General features: G+C 71.5%; 13 protein-coding genes. 7 read left to right on the forward strand and 6 right to left on the reverse strand.

Translation table 11 applies throughout. The features are described from left to right. The first annotated feature begins 21 nt into the window (after window positions 1-21). Window positions 22-1,680 (forward strand): flavin monoamine oxidase family protein, encoded by a 1,659-nt coding sequence (locus ACT2CW_RS27080; RefSeq protein WP_138915610.1) that lies wholly within the window; start codon window positions 22-24, stop codon window positions 1,678-1,680. 102 nt (window positions 1,681-1,782) lie between these two features. On the opposite strand, the gene ACT2CW_RS27085 is transcribed toward ACT2CW_RS27080, so the two are convergent. Next, window positions 1,783-3,192 carry a class I adenylate-forming enzyme family protein gene (locus tag ACT2CW_RS27085; RefSeq protein WP_164433280.1) on the reverse strand — a complete coding sequence of 470 codons (1,410 nt, stop codon included), beginning with the start codon at window positions 3,190-3,192 and terminating at the stop codon, window positions 1,783-1,785. A gap of 57 nt (window positions 3,193-3,249) precedes the next feature. Further along, the gene (locus ACT2CW_RS27090; protein ID WP_233361671.1) at window positions 3,250-3,855 is read right to left on the reverse strand and encodes a thioesterase II family protein; all 606 of its coding nucleotides are present in this window, start codon (window positions 3,853-3,855) and stop codon (window positions 3,250-3,252) included. A gap of 376 nt (window positions 3,856-4,231) precedes the next feature. Here ACT2CW_RS27090 and ACT2CW_RS27095 point away from each other — a divergent pair, with 376 nt between their 5' ends. From ACT2CW_RS27095 to ACT2CW_RS27105, 3 genes are read left to right on the forward strand one after another with little or no spacing between them, the layout of a single operon-like run. Then, window positions 4,232-5,260 carry an ABC transporter ATP-binding protein gene (locus ACT2CW_RS27095; protein ID WP_164433278.1) on the forward strand — a complete coding sequence of 343 codons (1,029 nt, stop codon included), beginning with the start codon at window positions 4,232-4,234 and terminating at the stop codon, window positions 5,258-5,260. Further along, entirely contained in the window at window positions 5,257-6,801 is a 1,545-nt protein-coding gene (locus tag ACT2CW_RS27100) for an ABC transporter permease (protein WP_445518557.1), read from the forward strand. Before ACT2CW_RS27095 ends, ACT2CW_RS27100 begins: the two co-directional genes overlap by 4 nt. Before the next feature lie 34 nt (window positions 6,802-6,835). Next, complete coding sequence (locus ACT2CW_RS27105) at window positions 6,836-7,774, forward strand: ACP S-malonyltransferase (protein ID WP_164433276.1); 939 nt, start codon at window positions 6,836-6,838, stop codon at window positions 7,772-7,774. 85 nt (window positions 7,775-7,859) lie between these two features. On the opposite strand, the gene ACT2CW_RS27110 is transcribed toward ACT2CW_RS27105, so the two are convergent. Continuing rightward, complete coding sequence (locus tag ACT2CW_RS27110; RefSeq protein WP_432047774.1) at window positions 7,860-8,420, reverse strand: TetR/AcrR family transcriptional regulator; 561 nt, start codon at window positions 8,418-8,420, stop codon at window positions 7,860-7,862. A 100-nt stretch (window positions 8,421-8,520) separates the two neighbouring features. Here ACT2CW_RS27110 and ACT2CW_RS27115 point away from each other — a divergent pair, with 100 nt between their 5' ends. The 3 genes from ACT2CW_RS27115 (at window position 8,521) to ACT2CW_RS27125 (ending at window position 11,496) form a co-directional block, all read left to right on the forward strand. Continuing rightward, window positions 8,521-10,029, forward strand: coding sequence for an MFS transporter (locus tag ACT2CW_RS27115; protein WP_445518558.1), 1,509 nt, complete (start codon window positions 8,521-8,523; stop codon window positions 10,027-10,029). An 82-nt stretch (window positions 10,030-10,111) separates the two neighbouring features. Then, complete coding sequence (locus ACT2CW_RS27120) at window positions 10,112-11,299, forward strand: cytochrome P450 (RefSeq protein ID WP_445518559.1); 1,188 nt, start codon at window positions 10,112-10,114, stop codon at window positions 11,297-11,299. Further along, window positions 11,296-11,496 (forward strand): ferredoxin, encoded by a 201-nt coding sequence (locus ACT2CW_RS27125; protein WP_182470304.1) that lies wholly within the window; start codon window positions 11,296-11,298, stop codon window positions 11,494-11,496. The genes ACT2CW_RS27120 and ACT2CW_RS27125 overlap by 4 nt, the downstream gene beginning before the upstream one ends. 67 nt (window positions 11,497-11,563) lie before the next feature. On the opposite strand, the gene ACT2CW_RS27130 is transcribed toward ACT2CW_RS27125, so the two are convergent. The 3 genes from ACT2CW_RS27130 to ACT2CW_RS27140 form a co-directional block, all read right to left on the reverse strand. Further along, complete coding sequence (locus ACT2CW_RS27130; RefSeq protein WP_414080992.1) at window positions 11,564-12,232, reverse strand: peptidase E; 669 nt, start codon at window positions 12,230-12,232, stop codon at window positions 11,564-11,566. 126 nt (window positions 12,233-12,358) lie between these two features. Continuing rightward, window positions 12,359-12,568 carry a DUF397 domain-containing protein gene (locus tag ACT2CW_RS27135; protein ID WP_445518560.1) on the reverse strand — a complete coding sequence of 70 codons (210 nt, stop codon included), beginning with the start codon at window positions 12,566-12,568 and terminating at the stop codon, window positions 12,359-12,361. Window positions 12,569-12,742: 174 nt separating this feature from the next. Then, on the reverse strand, window positions 12,743-24,469 hold the full coding sequence (locus ACT2CW_RS27140; protein ID WP_445518561.1) for a type I polyketide synthase: 11,727 nt from the start codon (window positions 24,467-24,469) through the stop codon (window positions 12,743-12,745). Window positions 24,470-24,517 lie beyond the last annotated feature (48 nt).

The raw sequence follows: 24,517 nt of genomic DNA on the forward strand, positions 1-24,517 counted from the left end.
GGCCCCAACGAGGTTGATCCAATGACGTGCGCCACCGCGTCCGCCACGACGATGCTCGTGCCGGATTTCCCGTTTTCCTACGACAGATGGCTGTCCCATCCAGCAGGTCTGGGCGCCCTGCCTGCTGCGATGCACGGAACCGAAGTCGCCGTCATCGGCGGCGGGATGTCCGGACTGACCGCGGCCTATGAGCTTCTACGACTAGGGCTTTCCCCAGTTCTTTATGAAGCCGAGCAACTGGGCGGCCGGATGCGTTCCACGCCCTTCCCCGGTAATCCGGAATACAAGGCGGAGATGGGCGCCATGCGCTTTCCCGTCGCCGCCCGATCGCTGTTCCATTACATCGATCTGCTGGGCCTGTCCACTCGTCCTTTCCCTAATCCTTTGGCGCCGGCCACCGCGAGCACGCTGATCGACCTGAACGGCGGTCAGGACAGGGCGCGCACCGCCGGTGAGCTCCCGGAGGTCTACCAGGAGGTCGCCGACGCCTGGGACAAGGCGCTCCAGGAGCGGGCCGACCTGGCCACGCTGCGGGACGCCATCCAGCGGCGCGACGTCTCCACGCTGAAGACCGTATGGAACTCGCTGGTCAAGGAGTTCGACGACCAGTCCTTCTACGGCTTCCTCGCGACCTCCTCCACCTTCCAGTCGTTCCGCCACCGGGAGATCTTCGGCCAGGTGGGCTTCGGCACCGGCGGCTGGGACACCGACTTCCCCAACTCGGTGCTGGAGATCCTGCGTGTCGTGGTCACCGAGGCCGACGACAACCAGGTGGGCATAGTCGGCGGCTCCTCCCAGGTGCCGAACGGGCTGTGGGAGCACCGGCCCGAGACGCTGGCGCACTGGCCGCGGGGCACCTCGCTGGCCTCGCTGCACGGCGGCCGGCCCCGGCCCGCGGTGACCCGGCTGCGGCGGACCGCCGACGGCATCCGGGTGACGGACGAGAGCGGCGAGGAGCGCGAGTTCCCCGCGGTGGTCTTCAGCCCGCATGTGTGGACGCTGCTGAACCGGGTCGACTGCGATCCGGCGCTGCTGTCCACTCCGCAGTGGACGGCGGTGGAGCGCACCCACTACATGGGCGCGTCCAAGCTGTTCGTCCTGGTCGACCGGCCGTTCTGGCGGGACACCGACCCGGCGACCGGCCAGGACGCGATGAGCATGACGCTCACCGACCGGATGCCGCGCGGTGTCTATCTGTTCGACGACGGGCCCGACCGGCCCGGGGTGATGTGCCTGTCGTACACCTGGAACGACGACTCGCTGAAGGTCGCCACGCTCTCGGCCGAGGAGCGGCTGGAGACGCTGCTGACCAAGCTGGCCGCGATCTATCCGGATGTGGATATCCGGTCGCACATCATCGCGGGGCCGCTGACCGTCACCTGGGAGACCGAGCCCCGCTTCATGGGGGCCTTCAAGAACAATCTGCCCGGCCACTACCGCTATCAGCGGCGGCTGTTCACCCAGTTCATGCAGGACGGGGCGGATCCGGCGCAGCAGGGCTTCTTCCTGTGCGGGGACGATGTCTCCTGGACGGCCGGTTTCGCCGAGGGCGCGGTGACCACGGCGCTGAACGCGGTGTGGGGCGTGCTCCGCCACCTCGGCGGCACCACCCATCCGGACAACCCCGGCCCCGGTGATCTCTTCGACACCTTCGCGCCGCTGGAGCTTCCGTACGACTGACGGCCGCGGCGTCACGCACAGGGGGAGCCGTCGCGCGCCGGCGGCTCCCCCTGTCATGTCTCAATCCCGGGCGAGCATGTCTCGATCCCGGGCCAGCATGTCTCAGCCCCGGGCGAGCTGCTCGAGGCGGCGCTTGTCCGGCTTGCCGTTCCGGTTGAGCGGGAAGTTCTCCAGCACCTCGACCCGGTTGGGCTGTTCGTAGACCGGGAGCACCTGGCACAGCCGCTCCCGCCAGTGCTTGGCGTCCCGCAGCTCCTCGTCCTCCACGAAGAAGACCAGCTGCTCGTCACCGGCGCGGCGCTCGTCGGGGAGCGGCACGATCCGGGTGGAGATCTCGGCGAGGGCCGCCTTCCGCTCGATCAGCTCGGGGTAGAGCGTGTAGCCGGAGCGGTGCACCGCGAACTTCCGCCCCAGGACGAAGAGGTTGTCGTCCCCGTCGAGGTAGCCGAGGTCGCCGGTGGACTGCCAGCCGGTGGGCACGGCCTCGATGGTGCCGTCCGCGGCGAGGTGGCCTTCGAGCGCGTCCGGGGTGTCGACCTCGATCTCGCCGGCCTCGCCGGGGGCGGCCGGGTGGCCGTCCTCGTCGATGACCCGCAGCTTGATGCCGTCCATGGCCCGGCCGCAGGAGACCGGGTTCTCCAGGGTGGCGAAGGCGATGTTGCCCAGCTCGGTGCTGCCGTAGCTGTCCAGCAGCGGCAGCCCGAATTCGGCCACATAGCGCTCGGAGAGCGCCCCGTCCAGCGGCGCGGCGCCCGAGCAGAACATCCGGACACCCGTCAACTGGGCCCGCAGCGACGGCTTACGGCCGACCAGGTTGAGCATGGTGCGGTAGCTGGACGGAGTGGCGTCAATCACCGTGGCGCCGGTCCGTCCGGCCATCTGGACGGCCCGGTCCAGGCGCTTGTACGGGGCGATCACCAGCGAGCAGCGGGTGAGCCAGGCGATGAGCACCATGGACAGCCCGTACTGGTGGGCGAAGGGCAGCAGCGGCAGCAGCACATCGTCCGGCCGGTGCCCGACCTGGGCGGCGTTGCGCTCCAGGTTGGTGAGGAACTTACGGCCGGACTTGACGGCGCCCTTGGGCTCGCCGGTGGAGCCGGAGGTCCACATGATCAGGCCGTCGCGCCGGTCGGCCCAGGCGTCGAAGTCCAGCTCCCGGGTGGTCAGCGGGCGCCCGGCGGCCGGGGCGATCAGCTCGTAGAGGTTCACCGTACGGATGTCGTCGTGGATCGGGGCGTCGTCGTCCACGAAGGCGATCGCGGCGCCGGTGCGCCCCGCTATCCGCCGGGTCTCGTCCGGGTGCTCCTGCTGGTCGATCAGGACGATGGAGGCTCCCACGTGCATGAGCGCGAACAGCACGCTCACGTAGGCGGCGGAGTTGCCCGCCTTGAAGATGACGCGGTCGCCGTGGGTCACCCCGTGCTCGCGGATCACATCGGCGACGCGCAGCGCGTCCAGCTCGAAGTCGGCCAGGGTCTGCACCGAGTCGAGCGCGTAGATCTTCGCGGTCATCGAACGTACTCTTTTCCTTTTCGCTCAGGAGTACGGGCAGCCCTGGGCGGGTCCCCCCTAGGCGCCCTGGTCTTCGGCGCCGGCTTCCCACTCGGCGTCGACGGGGACTTGGGAGAGCAGCTGGTCGTGCACCAGGTTGACGACCTCTCTCCGGCTCGAATCGAGGTAGTAGCGGGAACCGGGAAACACCTCGAGGTCGAATCGTCCGCTCGTCCGCCGCCGCCAGGCCCGTACGCCGCGCAGCGGGGTCCTGGGGTCGCCCTCACCGGCGAGGGCGACGATCCGGCAGCCGAGCGCCGGGGGCCCCAGGGTCATGCCCCAGTGCGCGGTCCGGCCGGAGACGAACAGGGTCAGCAGCGGCGTCCCGGTCTCCCGTTCCAGGCGCTCGGCGACGCGGTAGGCGAGGTCGGCGCCGGCCCGGTGGCCGAAGAAGGCCAGCGGGCGGTCCATCCACTCCCCCAGCGCACCGAAAATCCGGTCCGCGAGGTCGGCGGAGTCGGTCAGCCGGTCATCGTCCTCGAGCCCGGCATAGAGGGGGTACTGGATCGCCAGCACCTCCACCGTGGGCAGCAGAAGCTCGGACAGGGAGAGGTAGTACGCGGTGGAGTGGGCGGATTCCGGGAAACAGATCAGCCGGAAACTGCTCGGAGTTTCCGTTTGCAATATCCGAATAAGGCCCACATCATCGGGCTTGATCTGGCTCAAGGAGTACATCCCCGCGATTGCACTGAGGGGCCGGGCACGAGTGCACGGTGGGGCGCGTCGACCACGCTCGTCCGAGATGCTGACTCCGTGAGGCTATGAGCCCTTCTCCTGGGCCACAACCCCTAGTAACCGCTATTCGAGGTACGCGCTATATGCGGGTACCGCGCCCGTCCCGACGTGGTACGGGACACACGTGGGCGCCCCCTAAGGCCCCCTCACCGGTGCCACTACCCCCTAATCTGGGGGCAGTTAGGGGCCAGGAGTCAAGCTGTCGTGTTAAACATGTGCAAAGTAATGGTCTCCTCAAGCCAATTAAATCGGTGCGACGACAGCGATGAACACAACACGTCCTATTGATTTCGCCGTCGTTGTCGACGGCTTGGTCAAGAAGTACCCCGGCCGGCCCGTTCCGGCTGTCGACAATCTCAGCTTCACCGTCAGGCACGGTGAGGTCTTCGGCTTCCTCGGGCCCAACGGAGCGGGTAAGACCACCACCATCGGCATCCTGACCACCCGTGTCGCCCCCAGCGGTGGACGTGCCTTCGTCCAGGGCGTCGACGTGGTGCGCAGGCCGGCGGTGGCCCGGCAGTCCTTCGCCATCGTGCCGCAGCGCAACAACCTGGACCGGTCACTGACGATCCGTCAGAATCTGACCTTCCACGCCGGCTACCACGGTCTCGCGCGCTCGGAGCGCAACCGCCTCGCGGACGAGAGCCTGGAGTGGGTCGGCCTCGGCGACCACGCCAAGGCCCGGGCGGACCAGGTCTCCGGCGGTCAGGCACAGCGCGTGATGATCGCGCGGGCGCTGATGCACCGCCCCCGAGTGCTGTTCCTGGACGAGCCGGCCACCGGCCTCGACCCGCAGTCCCAGATCTTCGTCCGCGACCGGGTCGCCGAACTCAAGACCCGTGGCGTCACGGTGGTGATCACCACCCACGACATGGAGGAAGCGTCCAAGCTCTGTGACCGGATCGGCATCGTCGACCACGGCAAGCTGCTGGCTCTGGACACCCCCGAGGCGCTGACCAGCCGGATGAGCAACACCGCGCTGACCGTCACGGTGCGCCCGCCGCACAGCGGGATGAACGGCGTGGTCCACATGGTGCAGGGCCTCGGGGTCGCCGAGCGGGTCGAGGTGCTCCAGGCCGAGGACGACATGGCCGCCGCCATGCAGGGCGGGGCCGCGGCCTTCAACGACGGCACGTTCCGGATGAAGGTCTACAGCAACGCGCCGTCCTCCGTGCTGCTGCCCACGGTCATCAAGGCCCTGACCGACACCGAGTGCGAAATCAAGGACCTGAATGTGAGCAAGGCGAGCCTGGAAGACGTCTTTGTCGACCTGACGGGGAAGGAGATGCGATGAGCTCCTCACGACCCACGTCATCGACGGACGGGACCCCCGGCGGCAAGGCCGCCGAGGAGAAGCCCGCCACCGGCACGCCCCCGCACCAGGGCGGCGGCCAGGGTTCCGCCGGCCGGGGCGGTGAGCGCTCCGCCGCCGACCGCAGGCCCGCCGACCCCAGGACCCCCGGCGTCAGGCCGGACGGGTCAGGGCCCGCCGATCCGCGGAACGCCGACGCCACGTCCTCCGAGGACGACGGCTTCGAGGACACCAGGACCGTGCTCGTACGGTCCAAGCCGTCCGCCCCGCGCCCCGGTCCCGGGGCCCAGACCCCGCCTCCCGGTCCCGGGGCGCAGACCCCGCGTCCCGGTCCCGGGGCCCAGGCCCCGCGTCCGGGCGCCGAGGCCCACGCCCCGCGTCCGGGCGCCGAGGTCCAGAGGGCCGCCCCGAACGCGCCGGTCAAGCACGAGAACCGGCCGCACGACCCCCGGCACCACGAGAGCCGGCCGCAGGAACACCGGCACCACGAGCCCAGGGGCATGGGCGCCCCGCACGGCGGCGGGGGCGGTGGCGGGGACATCGGCGACACCCTGACGCTGGTCATCAAGCCGATACCGGCCCCGTCGGCGACCCAGGCCGCACAGGACGCCAAGGCCGCGCTGAACGCCATCATCGCGGCGGCGGACGCCCGTTCGGGGCTCGTGGAGCCCGAGCCGGAGCCCGAACTCGAGCTCGAGCTGCCCGACTCCAAGCGCCGCGGCGGGCGTCACCGGCGGCGCGCCAACCGGTGGCGGACGTTCTTCTTCATCCTGTGGCGCGACATCTTCGTCACCGGCCGCGAGATGGGCCCCTTCCTGGGCCAGGTCATCGTGGAACCGTTCTTCATGCTGTTCGTGTTCGGCAAGGTGCTCGGCGAGATCGGCTTCACCCAGCCGGGCTTCCAGCAGGTGCTGCTGCCCGGTGTGGTGGCGCTCAACAGCTTCCTGGTCGCCCTCCAGAACACCGCGCTGCCACTGGCCATCGACTTCTCCTGGACCAAGGAGATCGAGGACCGATTGCTCGCGCCCATCCCGGTCTCCCTCGTGGCGGTGGAGAAGGCGGTCTTCGGCGCGATGCGCGGTCTGATCGGCTCCCTGGTCATGATCCCGATCGGTCTGGCGCTGCTGGACGACGTCTCCTGGCCGCTGGACAAGATGCCGGTGACGCTGGGCATCCTCAGCCTCGGCGGACTCGTCGGCGGCTGCGTCGGCCTCACCCTCGGCACCCTGGCGCCCGCGCGTCACATCTCCATCGTCTTCGCCATGACGCTGACCCCGATCATGTTCACCGGGGCCACGCAGTTCCCGTGGCGGAGCCTGGAGACCGTCCGCTGGTTCCAGGTGCTGTGCACCTTCAACCCGCTGACCTACGTCACCGAGGCGATGCGCGGACTGCTGCTGGCCCCCGGGCCCAAGACGCCGGAGTCGATCCCGCTGTGGATCTGCTTCTCGGCCATCGGGGCGGCCATCCTGGTCTTCGGGACCATCGGTATCCGGGGCTTCAACCGCCGGGCGCAGGACTGAGCCACGGCAGGACTGGAGAGTAAGGCACCACACCATGACGGCATCCGAGCAGACGAAGACAGCCATCGTTTTCCCGGGCATGGGACCCTCCGGCTTCTCCGAGGTGGGCAGGTTCCTCACGCTCGACCCGTTCGCCCGGAAGCGGCTCGCCGAGGCCGACGAGGCGCTGGGCTACTCGGTCTTCGACCGGCTCCGCGACTCCGAGGACGACTACTCCGAGGCCACCCAGATCGCCTTCCTGGTGAACTCGATGGCCTCGGCGGACCGGGCGGAGCAGGAGCACGGACTCGTCCCCGACCTGTGCGTGGGCCCCAGCTTCGGGCAGAAGGCGGCCGCGGCCTACGTCAGTTCGCTGCCGTTCCCCGAGGTGGTGCGGCTCACCGCGGAGCTGGCCCGCTGTGAGCACGCGTACTTCACCGAGGAGTACCAGGACGCGGTCACCCACACCTTCGTCCGCACTCCGCAGGAGAAGCTGACGGAGATCCTCACCGAGCTCGGCGAGCGCGACGCGTGGTACGACTACTCCGGCTATCTCGACGACGGCTTCTTCATGGTGTCGCTGCGCGAACCGGAGCTGGAGTGGTTCAAGAAGGCGATCAGCCAGGCCGGCGGCTACTCCATGTACAGCATGGTCCCGGCGGTGCACGCGCCCGCGTTCGCGGAGCTGCGCCGCCGGGCCGCCGAGGAGATCCTGCCCAGGTACGACATCCTCGACCCCAAGCTGCCCGTGGTCACCGACCAGGACGGCACCATCGTGACCACGGCCGACGAGCTGCGCACGATGCTGCTGGACACCTTCGATCTGCCGATCCACTGGCCCAAGGTGGTGGACACGCTGAAGGGCGCCGGGGTGTCGAAGATGTACATCACCGGGCCGGACAACCTCTTCCACCGGCTGGACCGCACCAAGTCCAACTTCGAGGTGGTGACGGTGGGCCCGGGCAAGCGCTCGCGACCCGCCCGCAGGCGCTGATGAGGGCGTAACACACAGCGCGGCGGACCCCATGACCATGAGCGCAAGGAGCGAATTCGGCGCCGTGCGCCGCACGGCGCCGACATCAGGTGCCGCGCCTGTGTAGTCCGGCGAGTGCCGCGTCCAGGATCGGCTGTCGGTATTCCGGGGTTTTCCCGGGGATTTTCGCGATGGCTACCACGAGGTCGAGGATCTGGTCGAGGTCAAGATCGTCGGCGATCTGGTGTGCGTCCTGGGCGGCGGAGAGCAGTGGCTGGCCGGCCGCGAGCATCCGGCCCCGGCTGTCGAAGACGGGATCGGTTGTGTCGGTGTGCTCGAGCAGCCCGAGGACGACCGGCCGCTTGGTGGTGACGTACTGAAAGAACCGGCGCAGCCAGGTCGTGAGCCGGTCCCCCGGGCTGTCGCCCTCGACTGTCGCGGCGGCGGCGCAGACCTCGTCGACCTCATCGGCGAGCAGCGCCTCCAGGAGTGCGTGGCGGGTCGCGAAGTTGCGGTACAGGGTTGCCTGGCCGACCCCGGATCTCCGGGCGATCTCGGCCATTGACGTCTGGGCTCCGGTGGCGGCGAAAGCGGTGCGTGCCGCTTCGAGGATCCGCTGGCGGTTGCGGGCCGCGTCGGCCCTTTTGGAGGGCGGATGGTCAGTCATTCACGTGTCCTTGCATAAATGGACAGGGTCTCCGTATAGTCATGTGGACACCCTCTCCGGTTTCACCGGAGAGTCTATCGAACCTGTTCAAGGATCCGCCATGAGCGCAGCGAACACCCCCGGGCTGTCGGCAATGACCGGCCCCTTACGCCCCGTTCACCGCCGGCTGGTGCTGGCGATCTGCTGTCTCAGCGTGGGCGTGACCGGCATCGACCTCTCCATCGTCAACGTGGCGCTCCCGTCGGTGAGCAGGGATCTGAACGCCTCGGTCAGCAGCCTTCAGTGGATGGTCGACGCCTACTCCCTGGTCATGGCCTGCCTGCTCCTGCTGTCCGGCTCCATGGCCGACCGCTTCGGCCGCAAGCGGATCTTCCAGCTCGGGCTGTCGCTGTTCTCCCTCAGTTCCCTCCTGTGCGCCCTGGCGCCCGGCGTCGGGTGGCTGACCGCCTTCCGCGGCCTGCAAGCGGTGGGCGGCTCGATGCTCAACCCGGTGGCGATGGCGATCATCGTCAGCGTGTTCACCGACCGCCGGGAACGGGCAAGAGCGATCGGCGTGTGGGGCTCGGTGATCGGGATCACCATCGCGGCCGGGCCCGTGCTCGGCGGCCTGCTGGTCAGCGGTATCGGCTGGCGATCGGTGTTCTGGGTCAATGTCCCGATCGGGATCGCCGCCATCCTGCTCACCCGGAGATTCGTCCCCGAGTCCAAGGCCGTCCGGGCCCGCGCGTTCGACCCGCCCGGCCAGGCGCTGATCATCGTCCTGTGCGCGTCGATCATCGCCGCGACGATCGAGGGCCCCCGCCACGGATGGGCAGACCCCTGGATCGTCGGGCTGATCGTACTCGCCGTCCTGGCCCTCATCGGGATACTCATCGTCGAACCCCGGCGCTCCGAGCCGCTGATCGACCTGCGGTTCTTCCGCAGCCCTCCGTTCTCCGGCGCGAACGTGATCTCCATGGTGATGTCGGCAGGTCTCGGCGGGTTCCTGTTCCTCAGCACCCTCTACCTCCAGGACATCCGCCACTTCAGCCCCCTGCACGCCGGACTGATGGTCATCCCGCTGGCCGTGGGCCAAGCCGTCGCCGCCAATCTCTCCGGGCGGCTTCTCGCTTCCCAGGGCGCCCGCCTCCCCCTCACGCTGGGCGGCGCGCTGCTCGCCATCGGCAGCTTCCTTCTCGTCCCCCTGACCGCGCACACCGAGAGCGTCCACCTGCTGGCCGCCTACGCCGTCTTCGGCCTCGGCGCGGGCATGGTCAGCCCGCCGGTCAGCCACACCGCCGTCACCGGACTGCCGCCCGACCAGGTCGGTGTCGCCGGCGCGCTCGCCGCCAGTGCCCGCCAGTTCGGCGCCTCCATCGGCGTCGCCGTCACCGGCTCGATCGTGGCCGGCACCGGCGCCGGCTTCATCGACTCAAGCCACGCCGCCTGGGCCGTCGTCGGAGGCTGCGGACTCGTCGCGCTCGCGCTCGGCGTCGTCTCCACCAGCAGCTGGGCCAAGGCCGCCGCCGTTCGCAACGGCCAGCGCCTCGCCACCGCACCGATCCCCGAATCTCAGGGCCACCCGCTGCCCAGCCGTTCCGCGGACCCCAGCGAAGCGAGGAAAGAGTAGCCCGGCGCCACTCACGACCAATAACCCCTCTATTCCCCTTTGTTCATATTGGGTTTCGATCTTGAACGATGGAGGCTCCTCGATGACCGCCCCCGCCCTCCAGACCACCCGCCACTGCCCGTACGCGCCCCCGGAGCAGCACACCCGCATCCGGGATACCGATTCCGGGATCTCCCAGGTCACCCTGCCCAGCGGCCAGGTCGCCTGGGCCCTGAGCCGGCTCGAGCACGTCCGAGCCGTGCTCACGGACCCGCGGTTCAGCTCCGACCGCCAGGATCCGAACTTCCCCCGGTTCACCCGCGAGCGGCGCGTCGACCTCATGCGCCGATCGCTCATCCGGTTGGACCCGCCCGAGCACGGTCCCGCTCGCAAGGCCGTGGTCGGCGAGTTCACGGTGCGCCGCATGGCCGACCTGCGCCCGCGCATCCAGGAGATCGTCGACGAGCACATCGACGCGATGCTGGCCGGGCCGCGCCCCGCCGACCTCGTACAGGCCCTCTCCCTGCCGGTGCCGTCCCTGGTCATCTGCGAGCAGCTCGGCGTGCCGTACCACGACCACGAATTCTTCCAGACCCGCAGTTCGGCCCTGCTGAGCCGCGCCCTCACCGCCGAGGGCAGGAAGCAGTCGCTCACGGAGCTGCGCGACTACCTCAGGGACCTGATCGACAAGAAGGTCACCGAGCCAACCGACGACCTGCTGGGCCGTCAGCTCGCCCAGGGCCGCGACCCCGAGGACGTCCTGCCGCTGGCCTTCACGCTGCTGCTCGCCGGGCACGAGACCACCGCCAACATGATCTCGCTCGGCGTGGTGACACTGCTGGAGCGCCCGGAGGAACTGGCGGCGCTGCGCGAGGACCCGGCGCGTACCCTGCCCGCGATCGAGGAGTTGCTGCGGGTCTACACCATCGCCGAGTTCGCCAACGCCCGCGTCGCCGTCGAGGACGTGGAGATCGGCGGCGTGACCATCCGGGCCGGCGACCCCGTCCTGACGCTGAGCAACGCGGCGAACCACGACCCCTCGGCCTTCGACGAGGCGGACGAGATCAAGCTCGACCGGGGCGCCCGCAACCACGTCGCCTTCGGCTTCGGCATCCACCAGTGCCTCGGCCAGAACCTGGCCCGGATGGAGCTCCAGATCGTCTTCGATACGCTCTTCCGCCGGATTCCGACGCTGCGACTGGCCACGCCCGCCGACAAGCTGCCCTACAAGGACGACGCCCTCGTCTACGGCATCCACGCGGTACCCGTGACGTGGGAGGAGTCGGCATGACCAAAATCGTGGCGGATCTCGACCGGTGCGTCGGAGCGGGCCAGTGCGTCCTGACCGACCCCGACGCGTTCGATCAGAGCGGGGAGGACGGCACGGTCGTCGTCCTCCAGGACACCCCGGCGGACGACGAGGCGCTGAAGCGGACCCGGGTCGCCGTCGAGATCTGCCCGAGCCGGGCCCTGTCCATAACGGAGTAACCGTCGGCGCGTCGCGCAGGGCGGTCTGGGCGGCCGGGGGTGGATCACCGCTCCACCACGTGTTGAGTCACGGATGGAACCGCCACCGGCCTTCAGAAATGACATCCACCTTGCTGTCCCTGACGCGAACGGCCGTCTCATCATCGATGAAGTAGATCGGGAAGTCCGCCCGCGCAGCGATGCGATCAGCCCAGGCGTCGTCCCGCTCGGGGAAATCCGGCGAGTACAGGTGAGGCTTGAGATACCAGTCGAAGAGGCCGAACGGCGGCTCCACGGTCGTCGCGCCGAGCACGTGGAGGTCCGTGGTATCCCCGATGACGTCGGCGGAGTGTGCGGTGAGATTACGGCTGAAGATCATTGATCCGGCGCTGACCCCCACATAGACCCGGTTCTCCAGCGCCTCCAGGAAACCGTCGGCCAGGCCGTTGCCGGTGATGCTGCGCGCGAGGTGGTAGTGGCTGCCGCCCTCGACATAGATGACGTCGGCGTGGAGCAGCCGGTCGAGCACCATCTGCCGGGGCAGGCCGTTCAGTTCCAGGACGTCGAACTCCCGCCAGCCGAGGCCGTACAGCCGGTTCATGTCCTCGACGAACCACCCGTGGTCCCCGGGCTCGGCGACCGATGCCGTGGGAACGTACACGACGTTCGCCGATCCGAACGGCTTTCCCAGCATGTCCCGCAGCGCGTCCCGCAGTGTCTCGTTGCGCAGGCCACTCGCCGTCAGCAGAAAGTTCATCGGGCGAGCCAAGCACGACTGACGGGCGCGCGCAACGAACCCAGGATCCGCGCCCGGCAGGGTGCCGACACGACGACGGCCCCCGGTCCGGGGGCCGATCGCTTCGGTGGCTGGTTGCTGAGTGAGTCAGGTGGCGGGGAGCTCCCCGCGCCTGACGGCGGAGACGAACGACGACCAGGCGGTCGGCTCGAACATGAGCGCCGGGCCGTGCGGGTCCTTGCTGTCACGGACGGGGACCACGCCGCGCGAGGCAACGAGGTTGGCGGCGACCTCTATGCACTGGCCGCCGTTGTCGCTGTAGGAGGACTTGAACCAACGGGGGGACTCGGTCGTCACAGGGTGCCCGTCCTCGACGGGCAGAAGGGCGACGCCTACTCTCTGGGGCAAGCGTGGCCACCGTGCCAGTGTCCCCGCCATCGCGACCACAACAACCCCGGCCGATTCAGGCTCCTCTGAACACGACGACGGCCTGTTGGCACCCCTGTGGGGTGCCAACAGGCCGTCCGTCCGTCAGGACAGCCAGTCCGCCACGGCCCGGGCCGTCGTCGCGGCGTGTTCCTCCATCATCGTGAAGTGGTTGCCCGGCACATCGAGCGCGGTGTGCGGGAGCTGCCAGTACGACCGCCAGTCGCCGTCGCGGGACCAGTCGAAGAGCCGGTCGCCGGCTCGGACCAGCAGCGTGGGCGTCTTGACCTCCTTGGGCCGCCACTCCCCGAACAGCCGGAAGTACGCGCCCATGGCCAGCAGTCGGGTGTCGTCCACCGGCACCTGGCCCGCGCTCCGCTCGTCCATTCCGGCGCTCAGCCCGGGCTGGAGGGCGACGGCCGCGTCCCGGTCGTGGGAGTAGATGTCGAGCAGGACGACCGCGTCCGGGAAGACCCCGGTGCTCTCCAGCCGCGCGGCCACCTCATGGGCGAGCAGCCCGCCCGAGGAGTGGCCCAGCAGTACGAACGGCGCGCCGTCGGTCTCCCGCAGCACCGCCTCGGCCTGCGCCTCGACCACCGCCTCCGGGTTGGCCGGGAGCCGCTCCCCGGCGACGAAGCCGGGGTTGCCCAGCGCCCAGACGTCCCGGTGGCCGCGGAATCCGGCGGCGAACCTGGCGTACTGGTGCGGGCCGCCGATCGACAGGATCGAGGAGAAACACACCAGCGCGGGCCCGGTCTCACCGCGCGAGAGCCGCACCATCGGGGGCGCCTTGTCCAGCTCGGCGGCGGATCCGAAGGAGGGCCGGAACCGCGACACGTCCATCAGCAGGCGGGTGAACTCCTCCTGCTCACCGCGCTGTCCGGCCTCGCGCATCATCGCGCCGAAGACGGCCGACGGCTCCGCGCCCGCCGCCTCGTCCCGCGCCGCGTCCGACACCGTGCCGCCCTCGGCGGCCACCGCTCCGGCCAGCCGCTCGAGCAGCTGCCGGGCGACCAGCTCCGGCGTCGGGTGGTCGAACAGCAGCGTCGGGGGCAGCCGCAGCCCGCTCGCGGCGCCCAGCCGGTTGCGCAGCTCCACGGCGGTCAGCGAGTCGAAGCCCTGCTCCAGGAAGCCCCGTGCGGCCCCCACCGCCTCCGCGTCCGCGAAGCCGAGGACCGCGGCGGCCTGGCCGCGGACCAGGTCCAGCACGGCCTGCTCGCGCTCCGCCTCGGCCAGCCCGGCCAGCCGCCGCGCCAGCGAGGGGCCACCGGTGTCGGCCGCCCCGGCGGAGACCGTACGGCGCCGGGCCGGGGCCCGGACCAGCCCGCGGAAGACGGTGGGCAGCGCGCCCTCGGCGGCCTGCTCGCGCAGCGGCGCGATGTCCAGGTGCAGCGGTACGAGCACCGCCTCACCGGCCACCGAGCACGCCGTGTCGAACAGCTCCAGACCGTCCCGCGAGGTCAGCGGCGCCATCCCGGAACGCTCCATACGGGCCACATCCGCGTCCGCCATGCCACCGGTCATCGCGCTGCGCTGCTCCCACAGGCCCCAGGCCAGCGAGAGGGCGGGCAGCCCGGCGGAGCGGCGGTGCGCGGCGAAGGCGTCCAGGAAGGTGTTGGCCGCCGCGTAGTTGGCCTGGCCCGGCGCGCCGAAGGTACCGGCGGCGGACGAGAACACCACGAAGGCGGAAAGGTCCAGATCGCGGGTCAGCTCGTGCAGATTGAGCGCCGCGTCCACCTTCGGCCGGAAGACCGTGTCGATCCGCTCCGGGGTGAGCGCGGGCAGCAGCCCGTCGTCCAGGACCCCGGCGGTGTGTACGACGGCGGCGAGCGGATGCGCCGGGTCCACCTCGGCCAGCAGCAGCGAGAGCGCCTCGCGGTCGGCCACATCGCAGGCCGCGACGCTCACCTCGGCGCCCAGCGCGGTCAGTTCGTCGACCAGCTCGGGGATCCCCTGGGCACGCTGGCCGCGGCGGCTGTTGAGCAGCAGATGCCGCACACCGCGCTCGGCCACCAGATGGCGGGCGAGCTGTCCGCCGAGGACACCGGTGGCGCCGGTGATCAGTACCGTGCCGTCCGGGTCGAACTCCGGCAGCCCCTCCTGCGCCCGGTCCTCCTCCGGAGCGGCGACCTCCTGAGCGGCAGCCTCCTGAGCCGCGACCCGGGCCAGCCGGGGCGCGTGGAGGGTGCCCGCGCGGACCGCGAGCTGCGGTTCGCCACCGGCCGCGGCCGCCATGAGCGCGTCGGCCGAGGTCTCCCCGTTGTCCAGGTCGAGCAGCAGGAACCGGTCCGGGTTCTCGGTCTGGGCGGTGCGGATCAGCCCCCATACGGGCGCGTGCGGCAGGTCGTACACCTCGGCGTCCGGGGAGGTGGCGACCGCTCCGCGGGTCACGAACGCCAGCCGCGCCCCGGCGAGACCCTCCTCGGCGAGCCACGACTGCGCGGTGTCCAGCGCCGTGTGGGTGGCCAGCCGCGCGCCCTCCGCCAGATGGCCGCCACCGCCACCCGCGGGGCCGGTGAGCGGGAGCAGGACGACATCCGGCCGGGGGCTGCCCGAGGCCACCACGGCCGCGAGCTCGGTCAGATCGGGGAAGACGGCGCACTCGGCGCCGATGGACTCCAGCGCGTCGACCAGCCCGAAGGCGTCCCTGCCGGTCGCGGCGGCCTGATCGCCGACCAGGGCCCAGCGGACGGCCGCGGGGGCCGCCGAGGGTGCCGGTACCGGCGCCCACTCCAGCCGGAACAGCGAGTCGTGGTAGGTCACCTGGGCCGCGCGCAGCTGCTCCGGGGCGATGCGCCGCAGCACCAGGGAGTCCACCGACGCGACCGCGCCGCCGTTCTCGTCCGCGACGGTCAGCGCCACCGCCTCAGGACCGGCCGGGGCGATCCGTACGCGCAGCGCCGTGGCGCCCGCCGCGTGGAGGGTGACCCCGCTCCAGGAGAACGGCAGCCGGATGCCGTCGGCCCCGGCGCCCAGGAAGTCACCGAGCGCGACCCCGTGCAGCGCCGCGTCCAGCAGCGCCGGATGCAGCCCGAACAGCACCGCGTCGCGGTGTTGCCGCTGGTCAAGGCGCAGTTCGGCGAAGACCTCCGCGCCGCGCCGCCAGGCGGCCCTCAGGCCCTGGAACGCCGGGCCGTAGCCGAAGCCGCCCGCCGCGAACCGCTCGTAGAGGTCGTCCACATCGAGGGCGACGGCCTCAGCGGGCGGCCATACGGACAGGTCCGCCCCGCTGTCGGCGGCGCCGCCGGAGGCCAGCACACCGCCGGCGTGGCGGATCCAGGGCCCGTCCGAGGCGTCGCCCCGGTCCGCGTCCGGCTCCGGGCGGGAGTAGACCTCCAGCGCCCGGCGGCCGTTCGCGTCGGGCGCGCCCACGGTCAGCCGCAGCTGGATCCCGCCCCGGGCGGGCAGGATCAGCGGCGCCTCCAGGGTCAGCTCGTCCAGCAGCTCGCAGCCGACCTGGTCACCGGCGCGGATCGCCAGCTCCACGAAGGCCGTACCCGGCAGCAGCACGGTGCCGGACACGGCGTGGTCGGCGAGCCAGGGATGGGTCTGGAGGGAGAGCCGCCCGGTGAGCAGGAAGCCGTCGGAGTCGGGCAGTTCGACGGCGGCGCCCAGCAGCGGATGCCCGGCGGCGCCGAGACCGGCGGAGGCGACATCGCCCACCGAGAGCGGCACCTCGATCCAGTAGCGCTCGTGCTGGAAGGCGTACGTGGGGAGCTCGACGCGGACCGCGCCCGTCCCCTCGTACACCGCCTCCCAGTCCACGGCCACGCCGCGCGTCCACGCCTCGCCCAACGAGAGGTGGAAGCGGTCCAGACCGCCCTCGTCGCGGCGCAGGGACCCGATCGCGGCGGCCTCGCGGCCCGCGTCCTCGGCGGTCTCCTGCACACCCATGGTGAGGACGGGGTGGGCACTGGACTCGATGAAGGCTCCGAAGCCCTCGTCCAGGAGGCGGCGGACGGCGCTCTCCAGCTCGACGGTGCGGCGGAGGTTCGTGAACCAGTACTCGGCGTCCAGCTCGGAGCCGTCGACCCACTCCCCCGTGACGGTGGAGAGGAACGGCACCTGGGCGTTCTTCGGCCGTACGGGCGCCAGCAGCTCCAGCAGCTCCTCGCGGAGGAGTTCGACCTGCGCGGAGTGCGAGGCGTAGTCCACCGGCACCCGGCGGGCCCGCACCTCATCGGCCTCGCAGGACGCCAGGAACTCGTCCAGCGCCTCGGGCTCGCCCGAAACCACCGCGGACGACGGGCCGTTGACGGCGGCGACGGAGATCCGTTCCTCGCCCCAGGGGGCGATGCGTTCCCGTACGTCGGCCACCGGAAGCGCCACCGAGACCATGCCGCCCTGGCCCGCCAGCACCCGGCCGATCGCCTGGCTGCGCAACGCCACCACACGCGCCGCGTCCTGGAGCGACAGGATTCCGGCCACGCAGGCGGCGGCGATCTCGCCCTGGGAGTGGCCGACGACGGCGGACGGCCGGACGCCCAGCGAACGCCACAGCTCGGCGAGCGACACCATCACCGCGAACAGCACCGGCTGGACCACATCCACGCGCTCCAGCGACGGCGCGCCCTCGGCGCCGCGCAACACATCGACCAGCGACCAGTCGGTGAACTCCGCGAGTGCCGCGGCGCATTCGTGGATACGGGCGGCGAAGACGGGCGAGGCGTCCATCAGCCCCACTGCCATCCCGGCCCACTGCGACCCCTGCCCCGGGAACACGAACGCCGTCTTGCCGGCCGTCCCGGTGCCCTGCACCAGCTGGGCCGCCGCCTCGCCCCGGGCGAGTGCCGTCAGGGCGCGGATGAAGTCCTCGCGGTCCGTGCCGACCAGCACCGCGCGCTGGTCGTGGACGGCGCGGGTGGTGGCCAGGGAGTAGCCGACGTCGGCCGGGCGCGGGCCCGGGTGGGCGTCGCGGTGGGCGTCCGGGTGCGCGTCGAGGTGCGCGTCGAGGTGGGCCAGCAGACGCTCGGCCTGGGCGCTCAGCGCCGTCTCGCTCCTGCCGGACAGGATCCACGGCAGCGGCCCCGGCTCGGGTGCGGCCGCTTCGGTGGCCGTGGGCCGCTCGGCCGGTGCCTGCTCGATGATGGTGTGCGCGTTGGTGCCGCTGATCCCGAACGAGGACACCGCGGCGCGGCGCGGACGGCCGGTCTCCGGCCACTCCGTCTGGTCGGTGAGCAGCGACACCGCGCCCGCCGTCCAGTCCACGTGCGGGGACGGCTCGTCCACGTGCAGGGTCCTGGGCAGCACACCGTGCTCGATGGCCTTGACCATCTTGATGATCCCGGCGACACCGGCCGCGGCCTGGGTGTGCCCGAAGTTGGACTTCACCGAGCCCAGCCAGAGCGGTTCGTCCTCGGTGTGCTCCTGGCCGTAGGTGGCGAGCAGCGCCTGCGCCTCGATCGGGTCGCCCAGCGTCGTACCGGTGCCGTGTGCTTCGACCACGTCCACCTCGGCGGCGGACAGCCTGGCGTTGGCGAGGGCCTGGCGGATGACGCGCTGCTGGGACGGGCCGTTGGGGGCGGTGAGGCCGTTGGAGGCGCCGTCCTGGTTGATGGCCGAGCCCCGGACGATCGCAAGGACCGGGTGGCCGTTGCGGCGGGCGTCCGACAGCCGCTCGACCAGCAGCATGCCCACACCCTCGCCCCAGGCCGTACCGTCGGCCGCGGCGGCGAAGGGCTTGCAGCGGCCGTCGGTCGCGAGGCCGCGCTGCTTGCTGAAGGCCACGAAGGTGCCGGGGGTGGCCATGACGGTGACACCGCCCGCGAGGGCGAGCGAGCATTCGCCGTTGCGCAGCGCCTGTACCGCCATGTGCAGGGTGACGAGGGAGGACGAGCAGGCCGTGTCGACGGTCACGGCCGGGCCTTCGAGGCCGAACGTGTACGAGACCCGGCCCGAGGCGACGCTGCCGGAGCTGGCGGTGCCCATGTAGCCCTCGAGGCCGTCGGGGGCGCGGTGCAGCAGGGTGCCGTAGTCGTTGTACATGACGCCGGTGTAGACACCGGTCCGGCTGCCGCGCACCGTCGCCGGGTCGATCCCGGCCCGTTCGAACGCCTCCCAGGTGGTCTCCAGCAGCAGCCGCTGCTGCGGGTCCATCGCGAGCGCCTCACGCGGCGAGATCCCGAAGAAGACGGGGTCGAAGTGGTGGGCGTCGTGGAGGAATCCGCCGTTGCGGGCGTAGCTGGTGCCCTGCTGGTCGGGGTCGTCGTCGTAGAGCGACTCGATGTCCCAGCCGCGGTCCGTGGGCATGTCGGTGATGGCGTCCGCGCCGTCGGTGACCAGCTTCCACAGGTCCTCGGGTGAGGCCACCCCGCCGGGGAAACGGCAGCTCATCGCCACGATGGCGATCGGGTCGTCGTCGTGCGCGGTGGCGGCGGCCACGGGCGCGGCCGCGTCCTCCTGGCTGCCCTGGGCCTCGGCCCGCAGATACGCGGCGAGGGCGGCGGGGGTCGGGTAGTCGAAGATCAGCGTGGCGGGGAGCCGGACGCCGCTGACGGCGGTCAGGCGGTTGCGCAGCTCCACGGCGGTGAGCGAGTCGAAGCCGACCTCGCTGAACGCGCGCTGGGGCTCGACCGCTTCGGGTCCGGCGTAGCCGAGCACGGCCGCCACCTGCGTACGGACCAGGCCGAGGACGATGGCCTCGGCTTCGGCGTCGGACGCCGCCTCGGCCAGCTGCTGGGCGAGCGCGCCGGACCGCGCCGCGGCGGCGGCCTGGGCCGCCTGGGCCGCGCGGCGGGGCGGGACGCGGACGAGGCCGCGGAAGAGCGGCGGCAGCATTCCGGCGCTTGCCTGTGCCCGGAGGGCGGCCAGGTCGAGGGGCATGGGGACCAGCAGCGCGTCGTCCGTGGCGTTCGCCAGGTCGAACAGCTCTCGGCCCTGGTCGGCGGTGATGGCGGCGATGCCACCGCGCTGGAGGCGGGCGAGTTCCGCCTCGTCCAGGTCTCCGGCCATGCCGCCGGGCTCGGCCCAGAGGCCCCAGGCGAGGGAGGTGGCGGGCAGGCCGGCGGTGTGGCGGTGCTGGGCGAGGGCGTCCAGGAAGGCGTTGGCCGCGGCGTAGTTGCCCTGGCCTGCGCCGCCGAAGACGCCTGCGGCCGAGCTGAACAGGATGAACGCGGACAGGTCCGCGTCCTGGGTCAGCTCGTGGAGGTTCCACGCCGCGTCTGCCTTGGGGCGGAGGACGGTGGTGAGGCGGTCGGGGGTGAGGGACGCGATGACGGCGTCGTCCAGGATGCCTGCGGTGTGGACTACGGCGGTGAGGGGGTGTTCTGCCGGGATGGCGGCGAGGGTTTCGGCCAGGGCGGTACGGTCCGCCACGTCGCAGGCCGACCAGCGGGCTTCTGCGCCCAGCTCGGCGAGCTCGGCGGTGAGTTCGGCTGCGCCGGGGGCGGATTCGCCGCGGCGGCTGACCAGGAGGAGGTGGCGTACGCCGTGGTCGGTTACGAGGTGGCGGGCGAAGAGGGTGCCCAGGGTGCCGGATGCGCCCGTGAGCAGGACCGTGCCGTCCGGGTTCCACTCGGGGGTTTCGGTCTCCGGCTGCGTGGTGGCGCGGGTCAGGCGGGGGGCCTTGACCTTGCCTTCGCGTACCGCGAGTTCCTGTTCGCCGGAGGCGAGGGCGGTGGGCAGGGCTTCTAGGGAGTCCGGGTGGGTGTCGGTGTCCACCAGGATGATGCGGCCCGGGTTCTCCGACTGGGCGGAGCGGATGAGGCCGCGGGCCGCGGCGTGGGCCAGGTCGGCGCCGGAGATGAGGACGACCAGGTGGGAGTCCGCGAAGCGGTCGTCCGTGAGCCAGGTTTGGAGGAGGTGGAGGGCTTGGGTGGTGGCCTCGTGTGCGGCTTCGGCGGGCGAGGGGTTGTTCCCCACCCCGCCCCTCCCCGTAACCATGGGCTCCGCCCCTGGCCCCCGGTCCTCAAGCGCCGGACGGGCTTGATTTGCCGGACCGGCTTGATTTGCCGGACCGGCTTGGTTCAGTGGCACCACTACGTACTCCGGCGGCGGGGTGCCGGAATCGATGGCCCTGGCCAGGGCTGACAGGTCCGGGTACGGGGTGTTGGGGCCTATCGTCGTCCAGTCGGCCTGGGACACCGGCTCGGACGTTGCCGGGACGGGGGTCCAGTCAACCGTGAACAGGGCGTCCGACGCGCCGCTCGGGGACGTCAGCTGGGCCTGGGAGACCGTGCGGAGGGCCAGGCGGTCGACCGTGGCCACGGGGGTGCCCGTTATGTCCGCCAGTTGGAGGGAGACCGTGCCGTTTCCGGCGGGCGACAGGCGGACGCGTACCGTGTCGGCGCCCACCGAGTGGATGCGGACGCCGGTCCAGGAGAAGGGGAGTCCGCCCTGGCCCGGGTTCTCGGTGAGGTCGCTGAGGCCGATGGTGTGCAGGACGGCGTCCAGCAGGGCCGGGTGGAGGCCGAAGAGGGCGGCGCCCGGTTCGGTGTCCTCGGGGAGGGCGACCTCGGCGTAGACCTCGCCGTCGGCGCGCCAGGCGGCGCGCAGGCCCTGGAAGACCGGGCCGTAGCCGAAGCCCGCCTCGGCCAGGCCCTCGTACAGGCCGTCGGTCTCGATGCGCTCCGCCCCGGCGGGCGGCCAGGCGCTCAGGTCGAACGACGGGGCCGTGGGGGCGCTCTCCGCGAGGACGCCCGTGGCATGGCGCAGCCATGGCTCGTCGTCTCCGGCCTCGTCGGGGCGGGAGTGGAGGGCGAGGGTGCGGCGGCCGGTGTCGTCCTGGGCGCCCACGGCGATCTGGAGCTGGACCCCGCCCCGTTCGGGCAGGATCAGCGGGGCCTCCAGGGTGAGCTCCTCCACCAGATCGCATCCGGCCCGCTCTCCGGCGCGCACCGCCAGTTCCACGAACGCGGTGCCGGGCAGCAGCACCGCGCCCATGACGGCGTGGTCGGCCAGCCACGGGTGGGTGTCCAGCGCGAGCCGCCCGGTGAACAGGAAGCCCTCCGCGTCGGCCAGGGAGACGGCCGTGCCGAGCAGCGGATGGTCGGCGGTGCCGAGGCCGAACGAGGAGACGTCGCCGTAGGCGGTGCCCGCGTCCAGCCAGTAGTGCTCGCGCTGGAAGGCGTACGTGGGCAGTTCGACGCGCTCGGCGCCGGTGCCCGCGTAGTACGCCGCCCAGTCGGGGGCCGTGCCCCGGGTGTGCAGGGTGGCCAGGGCGATGGTCAGGGTCTCGGCCTCGGGGCGGCCGGACCGCAGGGCGGGGGCGAACGCCACGTGCTCGGACTCGCCCGCCAGGCACTCCTGGCCGAGCGCGGACAGCACACCGTCCGGGCCGAGTTCGAGGTACGTGGTGACGCCCTGCGCCTCCATCGCGCGCATGCCGTCGAGGAAGCGCACGGCCTCGCGGACGTGGCGGACCCAGAAGTCGGCGGTGGCGATTTCCGCGGCGGGCGCGATGGCGCCGGTGAGGTTGGAGACCACCGGGATCTTCGGGGCCTCGTACGTCAGGCTCTCCGCGACCTTGCGGAACGGCTCCAGCATCGGGTCCATCAGCGGCGAGTGGAACGCGTGGCTGACGGTGAGGCGCTTGGTCTTACGGCCCTGGGCTTCGAAACCGGAAGCGATCGCGACAGCCGCGTCCTCGTCGCCCGCGATGACCACCGACGTCGGGCCGTTGAGCGCGGCGATGGACACCCGGTCGGTGAGCAGCGGCGCCACCTCGTCCTCGGACGCCTGGACGGCGATCATCGCGCCACCGCCCGGCAGCCGCTGCATGAGGCGGCCCCGGGCCGCCACCAGCAGGGCGGCGGCGTCGAGCGAGAGCACCCCCGCGACATGCGCGGCGGCGATCTCGCCGATGGAGTGGCCGGAGACCACGTCCGGCTTCAGTCCCCAGGACTCGACGAGGCGGAAGAGGGCCACCTCGATGGCGAACAGCGCGGGCTGGGTGAAGCCGGTCCGGTCGAGCGCGGCGGCGTCGTCCCCGAACAGCACGTCCTTCAGGGGGCGTTCGAGGCGCGGGTCGAGCGCGGCGCACACGGCGTCCAGCGCCTCGGCGAACGCCGGGTAGGTCTCGTAGAGCTCGCGGCCCATGCCGAGGCGCTGGCTGCCCTGGCCGGTGAAGAGGAACGCCAGCTTGCCCCGGGTCTCCACGCCCTGGACCACCCCGGCGGCGGGCTCACCGGAGGCGAGCGCGGCGAGGCGGTCGAGGAAGGTGGCGCGGTCACCGGCGATGACGGCGGCGCGGTTCTCCAGGGCGGCGCGGGTGGTGGCCAGCGAGTGGCCGACGGACAACGGGTCAAGATCGGGGCGTTCGGCCACGTGGGCGTGGAGCCGGGCGGCCTGGGCGCGCAGCGCGTCCTCGCCCTTGCCGGAGACCAGCCACGGCAGGAGGGGGAGGGAGCGGGGTGCCGCCGTCTCTTCCGAGGGCGCCGCCGAACCTTCGGCGTGCGCCGCCGTCCCTTCGGCGGGGGCCTCCGCGGTCCCCTCCTCGGCGTCGGGGTCCTCCGCCGGTGGCTGCTCGATGATCAGGTGGGCGTTGGTGCCGCTGATGCCGAACGACGACACGGCGGCGCGGCGCGGGCGGCCGGTCTCCGGCCACGGCCGACCCTCGGTCAGCAGCGAGACGGCCCCGGCCGACCAGTCGATATGCGGCGACGGCTCGTCGATGTGCAGGGACTTGGGCACATAGCCGTGCTCGATCGCCTTGACCATCTTGATGATCCCGGCGACACCGGCGGCGGCCTGGGTGTGGCCGACGTTGGACTTGATGGAGCCCAGCAGCAGCGGCCGTTCGGCGGGCTTCTCCTTGCCGTACGTGGCGAGCAGCGCCTGTGCCTCGATCGGGTCGCCGAGCGTGGTGCCCGTGCCGTGGGCCTCGACCACGTCGATCTGGTCGGCCGTCAGCCGGGCGCTGGCGAGCGCCTGACGGATGACGCGCTGCTGGGACGGGCCGTTCGGCGCGGTCAGACCGTTGGACGCGCCATCCTGGTTGATCGCCGAGCCACGGACGACGGCCAGCACCTTGTGGCCGTGTCGGCGCGCGTCCGACAGCCGCTCGACCAGCAGCATGCCCGCGCCCTCGGACCAGCCGGTGCCGTCGGCGGACGCCGCAAAGGACTTGCAGCGACCGTCGAAGGACAGCCCCCGCTGGCGGCTGAACTCGGTGAAGGTGCCGGGCGTCGACATCACGGTGACGCCGCCGGCCAGGGCGAGTGAGCATTCGCCGTTGCGCAGCGCCTGCATGGCCAGATGGAGGGTGACCAGGGAGGATGAGCACGCCGTGTCGACGGTGAGCGCGGGGCCCTCCAGGCCGAAGGTGTACGCCACCCGGCCGGAGGCGATGCTGCTCGAGCCGCCGGTACCGAGGTAGCCCTCGACACCGGGCGGCACGGCGCGCAGCCGCGAGGCGTAGTCGTGGTACATGACGCCCGCGAAGACACCGGTACGGGTGCCGCGCACGGAGGTGGCGTCGATGCCCGCCCGCTCGAACACCTCCCAGGTGGTCTCCAGCAGCAGCCGCTGCTGGGGGTCCATCGCCAGGGCCTCGCGCGGATTGATGCCGAAGAACGCCGGGTCGAAGTAGTTGGCGTCGTGGAGGAAACCGCCCTCCCGGACATAGCTCGTGCCCGCGCCGTCCGGATTGTCGTCGAAGAGCCGCCCGATGTCCCAGCCGCGGTCGGTGGGGAATTCGGAAATGCCGTCCCCGCCCTCGGACACCAGCCGCCACAGGTCCTCGGGCGAGCCGACCCCGCCCGGGTAGCGGCAGCTCATGCCGACGATCGCGATGGGCTCCTGGTCCTCCGACTCCACCTCTTGCAGGCGGCGCCGGGTCTCATGCAGGTCGGCGGTCACCCGCTTGAGAAAGTAGCGGAGCTTTTCCTCATTCATGCGTGCGTTTCCCTCTCGAGGAATCCGGAAGACCTTGTCACTTGACGT

The sequence above is a fragment of the Streptomyces sp. NEAU-174 genome, assembly GCF_052665095.1.